This is a genomic window from Hahella sp. KA22 (assembly GCF_004135205.1).
Lineage (GTDB): Bacteria > Pseudomonadota > Gammaproteobacteria > Pseudomonadales > Oleiphilaceae > Hahella.
Genome location: NZ_CP035490.1, coordinates 3,630,342 through 3,642,818 on the forward strand (window position 1 = coordinate 3,630,342; position 12,477 = coordinate 3,642,818).

Annotated in this window: 13 protein-coding genes and 1 pseudogene; 7 read left to right on the top strand and 7 right to left on the bottom strand. The window is 52.1% G+C overall.

The annotated features are described in order from the left end of the window. The first annotated feature begins 108 nt into the window (after positions 1-108). From EUZ85_RS16170 to EUZ85_RS16180, 3 genes are all read left to right on the top strand, one after another. A complete protein-coding gene (locus EUZ85_RS16170) occupies positions 109-2,097 on the top strand; it encodes a methyl-accepting chemotaxis protein (protein WP_127970260.1) in 1,989 nt (662 codons plus the stop codon). Positions 2,098-2,420: 323 nt separating this feature from the next. Further along, on the top strand, positions 2,421-2,678 hold the full coding sequence (locus EUZ85_RS16175; protein ID WP_127970261.1) for a YjhX family toxin: 258 nt from the start codon (positions 2,421-2,423) through the stop codon (positions 2,676-2,678). A gap of 73 nt (positions 2,679-2,751) precedes the next feature. Beyond that, entirely contained in the window at positions 2,752-3,300 is a 549-nt protein-coding gene (locus EUZ85_RS16180) for a GNAT family N-acetyltransferase (RefSeq protein ID WP_127970262.1), read from the top strand. A 41-nt stretch (positions 3,301-3,341) separates the two neighbouring features. Here the strand turns inward: EUZ85_RS16180 and EUZ85_RS32010 are convergent. From EUZ85_RS32010 to EUZ85_RS31680, 6 genes and pseudogenes are all read right to left on the bottom strand, one after another. Further along, positions 3,342-3,395 (bottom strand): annotated as a pseudogene (locus EUZ85_RS32010) (hypothetical protein); the annotation flags it as partial. Between the two features lie 58 nt (positions 3,396-3,453). Further along, on the bottom strand, positions 3,454-4,131 hold the full coding sequence (locus EUZ85_RS16190; RefSeq protein ID WP_241567057.1) for a hypothetical protein: 678 nt from the start codon (positions 4,129-4,131) through the stop codon (positions 3,454-3,456). A gap of 2 nt (positions 4,132-4,133) precedes the next feature. Further along, the gene (locus tag EUZ85_RS16195) at positions 4,134-4,715 is read right to left on the bottom strand and encodes a hypothetical protein (protein WP_371683214.1); all 582 of its coding nucleotides are present in this window, start codon (positions 4,713-4,715) and stop codon (positions 4,134-4,136) included. Positions 4,716-4,899: 184 nt separating this feature from the next. Further along, complete coding sequence (locus EUZ85_RS32015; RefSeq protein WP_370454946.1) at positions 4,900-5,292, bottom strand: hypothetical protein; 393 nt, start codon at positions 5,290-5,292, stop codon at positions 4,900-4,902. Positions 5,293-5,660: 368 nt separating this feature from the next. Beyond that, positions 5,661-6,314 (bottom strand): hypothetical protein, encoded by a 654-nt coding sequence (locus EUZ85_RS31675; RefSeq protein ID WP_241567058.1) that lies wholly within the window; start codon positions 6,312-6,314, stop codon positions 5,661-5,663. Continuing rightward, positions 6,286-6,810, bottom strand: coding sequence for a hypothetical protein (locus EUZ85_RS31680; protein WP_241567059.1), 525 nt, complete (start codon positions 6,808-6,810; stop codon positions 6,286-6,288). Before EUZ85_RS31680 ends, EUZ85_RS31675 begins: the two co-directional genes overlap by 29 nt. Before the next feature lie 550 nt (positions 6,811-7,360). Here EUZ85_RS31680 and EUZ85_RS16210 point away from each other — a divergent pair. Continuing rightward, the gene (locus tag EUZ85_RS16210) at positions 7,361-8,005 is read left to right on the top strand and encodes a hypothetical protein (protein ID WP_127970265.1); all 645 of its coding nucleotides are present in this window, start codon (positions 7,361-7,363) and stop codon (positions 8,003-8,005) included. Positions 8,006-8,035: 30 nt separating this feature from the next. Here the strand turns inward: EUZ85_RS16210 and EUZ85_RS16215 are convergent, their stop codons facing one another. Continuing rightward, positions 8,036-8,581, bottom strand: coding sequence for an N-acetyltransferase (locus tag EUZ85_RS16215; protein WP_127970266.1), 546 nt, complete (start codon positions 8,579-8,581; stop codon positions 8,036-8,038). Between the two features lie 659 nt (positions 8,582-9,240). Between EUZ85_RS16215 and EUZ85_RS16220 the strand changes: the two genes are divergently transcribed. The 3 genes from EUZ85_RS16220 (at position 9,241) to EUZ85_RS16235 (ending at position 12,155) form a co-directional block, all read left to right on the top strand. Next, complete coding sequence (locus EUZ85_RS16220) at positions 9,241-9,474, top strand: hypothetical protein (RefSeq protein WP_127970267.1); 234 nt, start codon at positions 9,241-9,243, stop codon at positions 9,472-9,474. Positions 9,475-9,725: 251 nt separating this feature from the next. Continuing rightward, the gene (locus tag EUZ85_RS31155; protein ID WP_164887265.1) at positions 9,726-11,537 is read left to right on the top strand and encodes a carbohydrate-binding protein; all 1,812 of its coding nucleotides are present in this window, start codon (positions 9,726-9,728) and stop codon (positions 11,535-11,537) included. 222 nt (positions 11,538-11,759) lie between these two features. Continuing rightward, on the top strand, positions 11,760-12,155 hold the full coding sequence (locus EUZ85_RS16235) for a hypothetical protein (RefSeq protein ID WP_127970268.1): 396 nt from the start codon (positions 11,760-11,762) through the stop codon (positions 12,153-12,155). The last annotated feature ends 322 nt before the right edge of the window (positions 12,156-12,477 follow it).

Consider the following 12,477-nt stretch of genomic DNA (forward strand, 5'->3'; position numbering starts at 1 on the left):
AAAATCTGGAATTTAGTGCTATATCTTATAGTTAGTCGCGATGCGGCTTTCGCATCCTGAATCGACCCAAAATTTCCAGTAACCGAGGCGCATATTCGGGGAGACGTCATGTCCATTCGTTACAGATACACCTTGTTTTTAATCGTGTTTCTGGCCATTGTCGGCGTATTTACGGCATTAGGAATACAGCAGTGGGTGGCGCCCACCCTGGTTCAGGGAGAACAGAGAAACATCAACAGCGTGCTGCATGCGCTAGTGCACGAGATTCTGTCGGAGCTGTCCGAAGTGCAGGCGCAGCAGCGGGTGATCACCCAGACCGTGCCTTTGCTGGAGAGCGATCAGATCGACAAGCAACTGGGCGCGATGATTGATCAGTACGGCAAGAAGCAGGTGTTCGGCGGCGGGGTCTGGCCATTGCCGCGCAAGCGGGACAGCAATGTCGTCAAAAACAGCACCTTTATTCATCGTGACGGCAGCGGCAAGTTGGTCACCAACACCTACTGGAACACCCCGGAATCGCAAAACTATTACGAGCAGAGCTGGTATAAAGACGGCTTGAACGCCCCCGCCGGGCAGTGCGCCTGGGCGCCGGCCTATCGGGACTCCGCCAGTCCGGAGGCGCGCACCAATTGCTCCATGGGCATTCGCGTCAACGGCGAAGCTTATGGCGTTTCCACTATCGATGTGACCCTGGGGTTCTTTAACGGTCTGGCGGCGGAGAAGGAAAAGGAACTGAATGGGCAACTGCTGATCTTTGAGCGGGACGGCAAGATTCTCAACAACAGCAGCGGATTGCAGGGCGACGCGATTCTGAAGAACGTCAGCGATCTGGCGTCACAGTCTCCTTTTCTGGCGGAGGTCAAAGACTATCTGGGCTCCGCGTCCAATCAAGAAACTTATTCCAGCGAATATGAAAACGGCAAAGACGGCGAAGATTATTCCTTTTTCGTCCGCGACGTGCCCGGTACGCCCTGGTTGTTGGCGGTCAGTATTAAAACGTCGTTGCTGAGCGCGGCGACGGATTCGGTGATGTCTACTCTGGCGGCGATCCAGACCCCCATTGCGCTGGCGATTGTTTTCTTCGGCTTCATGGCCTTCACGCAACTAAGCAAACGCCTGGGCGTGCTGCGCGCCAATATCGATATTCTCAGCACCGGCGAAGCGGATCTGACCAAGCGTATTCAAATCAGCAGTCGCGACGAAGTGGGCAGCGTGGCGGAATCGGTGAACAAGTTCATTAAGTTTCTGGCGAATATGATCGGCGAGTTGTCGGTCTCCAGTAAACAGATCTCCGACATCGTGTCGGAAGTGGAAAAGCAGAGTAGAGAAAACTATCGCATGATGAACAATCATGCGGGTGAAACCGAGCAGGTGGTCACCGCCGTCACTGAAATGGCCGCCACCGCGGAATCCGTCGCCAAGAACGCGACGGAAACCTCTACTTTCACAGAGGATGCGAGTCGCTCCGCGCAGAAATCCAAAGAGACAGTGTCCCGGGCGCGGGAGAGTGTAGTGGATTTGAGTCGCCGTGTTACGGAGGCGGTGGAGAACGTCAATACCATGCGTCAGGAGGCGCAGTTGATCAGCAATGTTATCAATGTGATTCGCGGCATCGCTGAACAAACCAATCTGCTGGCCCTCAACGCCGCAATTGAAGCCGCCAGAGCGGGAGATCAGGGTCGGGGCTTCGCCGTGGTGGCGGACGAGGTGCGCGCACTGGCCGCCCGCACTCAGAACAGCACGGAAGAAATCGATGGCATGTTGAATCGTCTGGAGAGCGGCGTGTCCGTGGTGGTGAACGCCATGTCCGGCATGAAGGACAGCAGTGAAGTGGTGGTGAAAGACAACGAAGAACTCACCCAGGGCCTGGACAAAGTGCTCAGTTCTTTTGATGAGATCAACGACCTCAACACCCATATCGCCACCGCCGCCGAGGAGCAGAGTCAGGTCAGCGATAAGATCAGCGAGAACATGTCGGAAATCTCCATGATCATCAGTGAACTGACCAAACTGGCGCAGGACTCGGAAGCGTCCATGAATCAACTGTCCAGCGCCAACGAAGGATTGAACGGGCTGGTGTCGCGCTTCAAGTTATAACGCAGCCCTTCTTTCGCACCCCAGTCGCCGCCGGAAAGCGCCACCGGCGGCTTGACGCCTGCGGGAAAAATAGGCTAACTTCTCCCGCCTGACGCAAAGCGTCTGTTTTCAATCAGAATTTTTTATTTCATCCCAGCTTAAAAAGCGGCGGGATGGAATTGTTTACCTGCCTTTCAAGAGGTGTATATGTTGGAGATAGCAGTAATCCGATAACCCAACCCCTGTTTTGTCAGGAGTTTCGGTTATCGATACGCGCATTTTCGTGGCGAGCATGAACGCATGCTTGCCGTGTCGCATATTTGATTACTGCTACAGGTTCCAACATGAACATTTCCAAGCCGGAACAACGGACGTTGCACGTCCTCGCCAAAGGCGGCCGCATCATATTTACACGCAATACCTCAGGTAAGGTGACATTCGTTGAATGCTACACCCGCGAGGGCTATGTGCTTGCCGACTGCACGTTGCCGGTCTTCACTAAACTCAAAAACAAACGCCTTATCCATTCAAAAAGCGGAAAGCCTTATCAAATCAATATGGCCGGGCTGAAAGCCGTCCGTCCGCAATTGGATAACCAGTAAACCCTCATTCCCTGGCGGCTGGCGACAGCCCGCCAGGGCTAGCCTTGTTTGGCAAGCAACAACGAGACAACACATGAACTTCCATATTCGCAATGAACAATCAGACGACTTAGACGCGATCACCCGGGTCACCGAACAAGCGTTCCTGAACGCGCCTCATACCAGTCATACGGAGCAACATATCGTCAATGCGCTCAGGCAGCGTGGCAAGTTGACCATTTCACTGGTGGCGGAAGCGCAGGGCGAACTGATCGGCCACATCGCTATTTCCCCGGTGGCCATCCAGGGCCATCACAGTTCTGGTCAAACCGATGCCGCTAATACCCAAAACTGGTATGGCCTCGGTCCGGTTTCCGTACACCCGGATCGACAAGGACAGGGTGTTGGCTCAGCCCTCATTCGGGAAGCCTTGAACCGCCTGCAGGCGCATAACGCCGCCGGATGCGTGCTTCTTGGCGATCCCGGCTACTACAATTGCTTTGGTTTCAAACCGCATCCTGGTCTGGAGTTACCCGGCGTGCCGCCGGAGTACTTTATGGCGTTGGGATTTGGAGGGGAGATTCCCGTTGGTGTGGTGAAGTATGATGACGCGTTTGAGTTGGATACTAAGGGCAGCGATTGAATAGTGAGATCCAACTCAGGATGCATGGCGGGCGTGACGGTTTCCGATGCGCTCCTACCTTGCGCAACGACGCGGATACTTACGCCTCTAGACATGTCATCAGACGGGCTCACTGCCGACCAGGCGTCGTCCGAGTAGGGCAGATCGTCGCCTTCAGTGGGAGGAAGATCGCTCGGCTTTGACAGGTTCAGGGAAGAAAGTAACTGATGTGTAGAAGTTCAGACCTCGGCCGACGCCTTCGCCGCGAATGCCGTAGTGCAGCCAGTCGACGCCATTGATTTCTTCTCTGTAGTAGACTTCCGGCAGATGGGTGACTAACACCAGTTTCCCGAGTGGAATGTACCCTTGGGCGCTGACTTCTTCAAGGGGCTCAAATGCGTACCGCGCCTCCCAGTTGGCTCCGGGTTTTCCGTCTTTATTTTTCTCAGTTTCGTAGTAGTCCCATAAATCCTTTTTCAGGTATGTCTCCAGGCTATCGAGGTCTCCCTCGGCAACTGGGGTGTGGGACTCTGCGCGGTTTACGTCAATCGTGAGGCTCATGTCACCGAGCTTACCGGAATAGCCTTGTATAAATAGGCCTCTGTACGCCCACCATTCGAAACAGGCATGTACATACTCCCGATTGAACTCTTTCTCTACGCTCGACATAAAAGCGTTCGGAGTGAGAAGAACCTGCGTCAGGTCAGGGTCTTTGTGTTTGGCTAACCTCTGAACATTGCCCGGCAACCTGAAGACCAAGAGATAGTCGCCAATCCGGCATTCCTTCGCGGTCAGTTTTGAAAAATCCGGCCCTTTGCCTGTTAAGATCGACTTGAGTAATTGGTCGATCATTATCAGCTCTTGTAAAGTTCCATCATGGACATGATGCGTCTGGCGTCGTCGAGCAGGCGTTCCGACCGCATTGCGCGATTTCCTATTTCGAGCTGCATCCAAAAACTGATGGTGAGGTAGAAATCCTTGTTTAAGGGATAGGCCCAGTAGTAGGTATGGTGGTGTCCGGCCATGCCTTCCGAGTTGATGTGGTAGGCGAGCCAGTCGGCGCCATTGATGCGTTCTTTGGTGTAGGGATCAGGTAGTATCACCAGAAAGCCGGAAACAGGCGTGTCGCCCATCAGAACTTTGTTGTTTTCGTAGTGCTGTCTGGCTCTCAGGTTTATGCCGCCGTCTGTTTCGTAGTATGTCCAATATTCTTGTTTCAGGTAGGACGCCAGACTATTAAGGTCGCCCTCCGATATAGGGGCGTGAGGCTCTGCGCGATTAACATCCACATGCAAAGACATTCTTCCTAGTTGGCCAAAACTGCCTTGTAGGAAAAACCCGCGATAGGCCCACCACTCAAACCCCATTTGCACAAAGGTGCGGTTGAACTCTTTGTCGCACTCATATGTCGCGAAGAGGTCATTATTTAGATTCAAGTGCGAAGGATTGGGCTTCTTAGGTATGCCAATATCAATGCTGTTCCCTGGCAGTTGATACTTCAGCCGGTAGTCGCCTATGTTGCATTCTTTTGTATTAAGCCTTGAAAAAGCAGGGCCTTTGCCCGTTAATAGTCGCTTCGGTAATTGCATGATCATCGTAAGCCCAATAATTTCTTAAATATCAGGCCTTTCGAAGCGCGACCATCGACATAATACGCTTGGCGTCTTCGTACATGCGTTGGTATCTCAGCTCTTTGTCGCCCACTTCGGAGGTCAAATGAAAATTGAACGTCAGGTAGTAACCAGCGCCCAATGGGTAAGCCCAGTAGTAGTTCAGACCTCGGCCGACGCCTTCGCCGCGAATACCGTAGTGCAGCCAGTCGACGCCATTGATTTCTTCTCTGTAGTAGACTTCCGGCAGATGGGTGACTAACACCAGTTTCCCGAGTGGAATGTACCCTTGGGCGCTGACTTCTTCAGGGTGCTCAAATGCGTACCGCGCTTCCCAGTTGGCTCCGGGTTTTCCGTCTTTATTTTTCTCGGTTTCGTAGTAGTCCCATAGATCCTTTCTCAAGTATGTCTCCAGGCTATTGAGGTCACCCTCGGCAATTGGGGTGTGGGACTCTGCTCGGTTTACGTCAATCGTGAGGTTCATGTCACCGAGCTTACCGGAATGGCCTTGTATGAATAGGCCTCTGTACGCCCACCATTCGAAACAGGCATGTACATACTCCCGATTGAACTCTTTCTCTACGCTCGCCATGAAAACGTTCGGAGTGAGAAGAACCTGAGTCAGGTCGGGGTCTTTGTGTTTGGCTAACCTCTGAACATTTCCCGGCAACCTGAAGACCAAGAGATAGTCGTCAATACGGCATTCCTTCGCGGTCAGTTTTGAAAAATCCGGCCCTTTGCCTGTTAAGATCGACCTGAGTAGTTGATTGATCATAATAGGCCTAATTCTTTCATTGTATGTTTCGCCAGCCTTTCCGCTTTTCTTTGATAGCCGTTCATTTGCAAATGCCTGATGGCGCATTCGGCGCTGAGGAAGGGTAACGTATGGGGGCTGGCTTGCACAGGACGCTTATCGCGGAATACCAGAAACATGCTGTTCATGCTGCGCAAGAAAGAACCGGGGGATAGGTCGTTGAAACCAGCCAGGTTTGGCACGAGGTCGTTTGGGTGATCTCGCTTGATTTCATCAATGGTTATACCTGCCTGCTTGAAGGCTTTCTCTGCGCGAGTCTTCTCGTTACCTCCCGCATGAATAGAGACTCGTTGTCCTTCCAGGCGAACGCCTCTTTGGTTCACCAGCTCTACGGCCCGCGTCAGAATAATTCCGCCCTGACTATGCGCCGTCCATTTGCGGTGCAAGCCTTTTTGCTGATTTTCGATCAACATAACCGCTAGAAATTTCGCTAGCTTGGTAGTGGATATTTTATCTGCGATGCATTCGAAAAAGTCGATTTTTCCACGAGTCGGGTTGTAGATGAGCGTATAGGCTTTGGCGCAGTCGTCCCAGTAGGCGGCATCCGTGTGGACTCCCATTAGCCAGGAGGCTTTTTTCAAATCATTCGACATACCCATTGATTGCAACATGTTCTGTTCTTATCTTAGGGACGGGTTGTGGTTTTCCCCAGGCCAACTCAAGTCTGGGAATTTCCCTTTCAGTTATTTCTTCTCGCCACCGAGTATCAGACTCCCGCCTAACCTCAAACAACCCCATCTGCTGTCTGTTTACTGGCGTTTCAACCTGTGTAATTTCCCGCTCCAGTTTCATCCGATTAATAACAATCATCTCGGGATTTACGCTGTACATAAAACTGATTCCGCCTGAGCAGATTTTATGGCGCATGAACATGGGCGCTTTTTGAAAGCCTCTGCTGTTCCAGCCATAACCGCCGTCGCTGGTTAGTTTGAGGGCTTCTTTGTAGACCTGAGTCTTCTCGTACAGATTGAGGCTGTGCATGAAGGTGTCTGCTTCCTGGGTAATCATCAACTTTTTGCCAGCGGTGGTTTTTCGAGAGTTCCACGCTGGGAGCGGGTTCTCCATTGGCTTAAGTTGATGCTGAGGAGGAAGGTGGCTGCTTTGCATTTTGCTTTCCTTAGTGTGCAAGAAAAGCAATGATTCTAGTGATTTGTTTGCGCAAAACAATTTAACTTTTGTTCGAGGCTGTTTGGTCTAAAAGCTGGCTTGTATAGTGGTGGGAAGAGCCTGAATTATCAGGGAAGTAGGAGATTAACTGTGTCTACCTGCAGTGAACTGAAACAGTAATAAATTTTATGTTTTGACAATGAAACTTGTTTATTGCGGGCTGAAATGTCGGGCGAAGCCTTCAATTAGCCACAAAGCGGCATGGTTTGGACTGGAGAGGTGTAATTCGCAGAGCAGGGGGATTTGGTCGAGTGCATCGAATCGCACTTATAACGACAGGGTTAAGCTGGGGTTGCTGTAGGCGCTAAGCCAATCAAAATTAACGCTAATTTCACGCAAAAACTATTAAGGGTTTTGTTTCATCTGGGCGCTAACTTAAACGGAAAATAAAACGCCAGCGAGTGATGCGGAAGGCTAGCCGCTTTGTCCTCGAACTGGTATGAATCAAAAAGTCTGGAATCAGGACTCAGCAGGGATCAGGGATAAATTTATGGCATTAATACATGTGCAAAATGCGATTAACATCGCTGAGCAATGGCATCAACAGAACCGGCGGATTACATGGTCTCCGTTAGTTATGCCGCCGCAAGTAATGGGGCGTCGCTGGCGTTATACCAGCTCCATGGAGCGTTGGGCGAGAGGGCTGGATGTTAATGTTCCCAATCCGCTGACAATGGGTCCAAACCAGATAGAAATATGCTGTTTTGAAATGCTGTTCCTGGCCGCCGCCGCAGCCCAGGCGCCGAGACAGTTTTTCTCGAATCGTTATAACCGGGCGCATACCGCCAGAGTGATCAACGGACGCAACTGGGGCGTGCAGATAATGCGTAATATGTTTCACAACGAGACGTTTTATCCCTGGCCAGCGCCATTTCCCGCGTCACTGAACCGAGGCGACGTGGTCGTTTTCTCCTACCGCAATCAACCTCTCTACAACGGCCACTACCAACTGGGACACGCTGTCCTGCTCACCGGACAAAGAGACGCTTTTGGCCGACACATCGCAATGAGCTTTTGCGGAACCAATACGCAGCCAGTCACCCGAGTGGAAAAAGTGACCGTTGAAGAACAGATTCTTAACGGCGGCAACCTGGCCAGGGCGTTTTATGGCCGGCCGGCCTGGTTGGGAGCGTAGGGCGTATTTAAAAGGCGAGGGGAGAAGTTTCTAACTCTCCCTGATGACCCAATCAATGGTGGTTGTACTTGGTTTCGATCTGCCTGCCGCCTGTTCGGACAGCGCCATTGTCATATATTGCGATCCTGGATTTTCATCCAATGCGGCGTTCACTCGATAACCGCAGGCTTCATACACCCGGATCGCATTTTGATTGGATTTATATACTTCAAGCAGCAGCGTTTTTACGGGCATTGCGCGACAAAGGTTTTTGATAGCCGCCAGCATTTTTCCGCCAATGCCGGCGTTCTGATTCGCCGGCTTCACATACATTTGAATAATCTCCCCAGCGTCAGGCGCGACTTGAGTTTTGAACGTCACGCCACAGATGCCCACCAGATCGCAATTTAGAAACGCCCCAACCATCATGGCTTTGTCGGAGCGCTCTTCAATGCGCATCTCGAAATAGAGTTTTTCCAGTTTCACTTGTTGCTCATAACCCGAACCAAAGTGCTCAGGGAAAGTCTTTAACGCCTCTAATCTGATTGCTCGGTAGGCCTTTGCATCCCTGGGTTCCAATACTCTGACTTCGTACAAGGTTGACTCCTTTTAAACATGCGCCTGTTTGTGTTGGGGCTATATTTGACCATACAGAAATCTGGGTGTTGTAACCAACGTTCAAATAGATCTGTGGATGGTAGCTGAAGGCTCGAATTGTGGACTGCTTAGTTGTTAAGATTCAGCCAAATTTCGCGAGTTTTTAAGCGGATAGTTATTGTACTTTTACTCGTGCGGACGGTAAAAAAATGAGTAAGTCAGAGAAAGTGTATGTAGGGCTTGATTGGTATGACGGTCCGAGAGTTGGCGTAGCTGATGTCAATGGCGTCCCTCATCGATTTGTCGCAGACTTTGATGACAGTAAAGGTTACCTTGATTCGTTCAAACTGTTCCCTATATCAAAATCTGACTTGGACCTGGAAATCGAGCAATGGACGATATATGTGCATTGGAACAGATTTTGTAGGAGTGGCGCACATGTAACACCTCACCCAGGTGGTGGCGGTGTAAATCCCAGGTGGGATGAACTGGATTCACTACTGCGGCAAAGCCGGGAGGTTCCTGAGGTCTGCCTATCAGCGCACGCTACTTTTGAAGTCATTGAGGGTCGTGAAAGTCGTTATGAGGAGAGTGGGCCTAATTATCGGGTTACGTGGCATTTTATTGGGTAGGGCGCGGCGGGTGAGCGATTTGCAAGCATGAAAACACTAACCGTATCGCTCACCATCAGCGTTATAGTCGCCTCACTTATGACATACCAAGGACTCTTCCACAACGTCATGGGCGAGTTTTGCCACAACCCTGGGGAAGTCGAATGTGATATCGATTGGGTCATGGTTTTGGGGCTGTGGACGTTTTGGATGTGTATTGTGTCGGGCGGTTTGGGATTATTGGTTTTTGTCTTTAAAACACTCAAACGTACGGGGCAATAAGCTCCCTGTCAGCTTGGCCCAAGATGCTGCAGACCATGAAATGGGGAGTGCTGTCCGCCCGGAAAGTTCCTGTTCGTTTTCTGCGTTATTCCATTCGATTGATAAGCGTTGGCGAGGTCGTACACACATAGGCGGGAAGGCCTGCGCTTCAAAACATGGACTCCTACGCCATTTGGGGGGCGTTTGGGACGTATTCCCACTCTAGACTCGGGGATGCGCCCTAATAACGACGACCAAAAAGGACTGGATTCATGCCAAAGAAGAAATTTCGACTCGCCCTCTTATCGGCTCAGCTGCTGTTCGCTGGCGTCAGCGCCGCCGGCGCGCAGGGCGTTTTCGCCGCCGACTGCCCCGCCAGCTGGGTTGAGGGAGCCCAATATCAGGTTGCGCAGGAAGTGCTGTATCAGGGCGATATCTATCGCGCCTTGGTGACGCACACCGCCTATCCCGGCGCTGGCTGGACGCCGGAGGTGGGGTCTCTGTGGGAGCGAGTCAGGCCCGCTGATTGTGATGGCGGTGATGATAGCGACGGTGGTGATAACGGCGACGGTGACAGCGGAGGTGACGATGGCGATGGAGGAGATCACGGTGGCGGCGAAGGCCCCTATAATGGCGCGCCCATCCCGATACCGGGCGTGCTGGAGGCGGAGCACTATGATTACGGCGCTTTCCAGGACACCACTTCCACCAACGAAGGCGGCGCCTTGCGCGAAGACGCCGTGGATATCGAGCCCAGTACGAGCAATGGCTATAACATCGGCTGGATCGAGCCTGGAGAATGGCTGGAATACAGCGTTAACGTCAGCGAAAGCGGCGTTTACACCATGTCCTCACTGGTCGCGGCGGAAAGTGCGGAAGGCCGTTTCGCGGTAAGCATTGACGGAGCCAGAGCGCTGGAAGTGACGGCGCCAGTGACTGGCGGCTGGCAGAATTGGACCTGGGTGGATGCGGGCCTTGAGTTGAGCGCCGGCGAGCATACGTTGAGAGTCACCATGCTGCAATCCGGCTTCAATCTGAACGCCCTGCAATTCACGCTGGGAGACGGCCCGGGACCAGACCCTGACGTATCCCGCCTGTGGGCCGGCGCCAACCAGTATCAGCTTGCGCACATGTCCGAGACGGACCGCCGCAAACAATTGCAGGCGATGAAGGACAGTGGATTGAAAGTCTTACGCGTTTTTGTCACGCGCAGGGGCGATGCGCCATGGGAGGTCCAACCCAAGGGCTGGACCTATGAAGAGCCATTGGGCGTATACCACGACGATCAGCTGGAGAAAATGGATAAGCTGATGCAAGAGTGCCAGGAGATGGGCATAAAGATGGTGCTGGCGTTGATCAATTTCGCCTACGCCCAAGACTCCAACTCAGTCTATTACAATGCTTTCGGCCCTGTCGGGATGTATCAGCAGGATGCGATAGACGCCTATAAAAAGCGCTTCACTCATTTTCTTAACCATCAAAATCCTTACCTCGGCAATAAGAAATGGAAGGACATTAACGACGTGGTGCTGGCGTGGGAAATCGCCAATGAATCCGGCGTGTCCCTGGCTGATGAGAACTTGTCGAACGATCAGAAATATAACATCCACCGCAACTTCCTGACCCAGATGGCCGCGCACCTGAAAGCGGAAGATCCAGATACCTACGTCTCCCTGGGAATCGCCGGCTACGATAAGTACTACAACAAAGGCAGCGCTGACGACATTAAAACGCTGGGCGACATTCCGGCGGCGGATATCTATACCTTGCACTATTACGGCGGCGATCTGGATCAATGGTTGAACGACGCCCTGCCGTCAGTGCGACAGTGGGGCAAACTGTTGTTCGTGGAGGAGTTCGGCAAGGAGCGCAAGGTGGGGATGGAAGCGATGACGAATGAATACCGCCATGTGGCGGAAACCGCGCGGCGTCGTGGCATCCCCTGGATGTTCTGGCGTATGGGGTTGCGCAAGGATGAGAATACCTGGTCGGTCATGAATGACGATGGCGTCTGGCGCGACGTTGTTGATCCCGAATCCAAACGGATATCGGAGATCGAAACCAGCGACCCCTGGTTGCGTTAATCCCTTCTATCCAGCAGACAAGTCGCCTCAGTCTATTTGTCTGCAAACGACAGGGCCGAGAATAGCTGACTCTGTGTTACTATCCTCTGGCTTTATTGGAGGCGTTGGATGCATAAGTCCGACGCCTCCTGAATTGACCACTATCCGACATATCCCACAAACAAATTTGAGAGCCTGTGAAGACCTATCCGCGCCAACACGCAGCTCTCGTGAGGAGATAACATGCCGAAGGGAATCAAAGTCATATCCATCATCAACACAGTTTTTTTGTTGCTCAATCTGGTGCTGGTCATCATCGTCGCTGATGATTTATCCCGCTATGTACTGATGGCGAATTGCGTAGCCTGGACCCTGTGCGGACCCTTGCTGTGGGTGCGCTCGAAGTATGTCTGGATGCTGGCCAGACCGTTGATATACGGTTGGGCGTTGCTGACCGTATTCGGCATGTTGATGGGAGATTGGGCGTCTTTGATTATCAGTTTGATCACCGGTATTCCGTTTCTGGTCTATATCATTGGCGTGCGCGGATACCTGAATGAGGATCACGTCAGAGCCTACTTTGGCGTACCTCCGGGTGAAGTGAAAACAACTCAGGAAGATGAAACCGCTCCGGCATGAGTAGGTGCTCCGGTTTTATATCATCCGATTCCCTGACCTTCACCCCCGTTCGCCCTGAGCTTGTCGAAGGGCTTTCCAGAGCGCTGGTTTAAACCGCTATTCATCACGTATTTGCCCAGGAAGACCCTTCGACAGGCTCAGGGCGAACGGAGTGGGAATAAGCGGGGGAGGAATAATTGCAGGATAGTTTCGCTCGGCTTGATTGGAAGGAGGTTGAACGGAAGGATTGTATGGCGCAGGGAGCAAAACTGTATGTCCTTAGTATTGATATCAACTTGAATACCATGCGAAAGGAAAACTTGGCCAACTGTTTTCCGGGCGA

Bases quoted from the DNA above. Each gene is read 5' to 3' on its own strand.
- EUZ85_RS16170 (WP_127970260.1), top strand. From the start codon at position 109: ATGTCCATTCGTTACAGATACACCTTGTTTTTAATCGTGTTTCTGGCC.
- EUZ85_RS16175 (WP_127970261.1), top strand. From the start codon at position 2,421: ATGAACATTTCCAAGCCGGAACAACGGACGTTGCACGTCCTCGCCAAA.
- EUZ85_RS16180 (WP_127970262.1), top strand. From the start codon at position 2,752: ATGAACTTCCATATTCGCAATGAACAATCAGACGACTTAGACGCGATC.
- EUZ85_RS16190 (WP_241567057.1), bottom strand. From the start codon at position 4,131: ATGATCGACCAATTACTCAAGTCGATCTTAACAGGCAAAGGGCCGGAT.
- EUZ85_RS31675 (WP_241567058.1), bottom strand. From the start codon at position 6,314: ATGTTGCAATCAATGGGTATGTCGAATGATTTGAAAAAAGCCTCCTGG.
- EUZ85_RS31680 (WP_241567059.1), bottom strand. From the start codon at position 6,810: ATGCAAAGCAGCCACCTTCCTCCTCAGCATCAACTTAAGCCAATGGAG.
- EUZ85_RS16210 (WP_127970265.1), top strand. From the start codon at position 7,361: ATGGCATTAATACATGTGCAAAATGCGATTAACATCGCTGAGCAATGG.
- EUZ85_RS16220 (WP_127970267.1), top strand. From the start codon at position 9,241: ATGAAAACACTAACCGTATCGCTCACCATCAGCGTTATAGTCGCCTCA.
- EUZ85_RS31155 (WP_164887265.1), top strand. From the start codon at position 9,726: ATGCCAAAGAAGAAATTTCGACTCGCCCTCTTATCGGCTCAGCTGCTG.
- EUZ85_RS16235 (WP_127970268.1), top strand. From the start codon at position 11,760: ATGCCGAAGGGAATCAAAGTCATATCCATCATCAACACAGTTTTTTTG.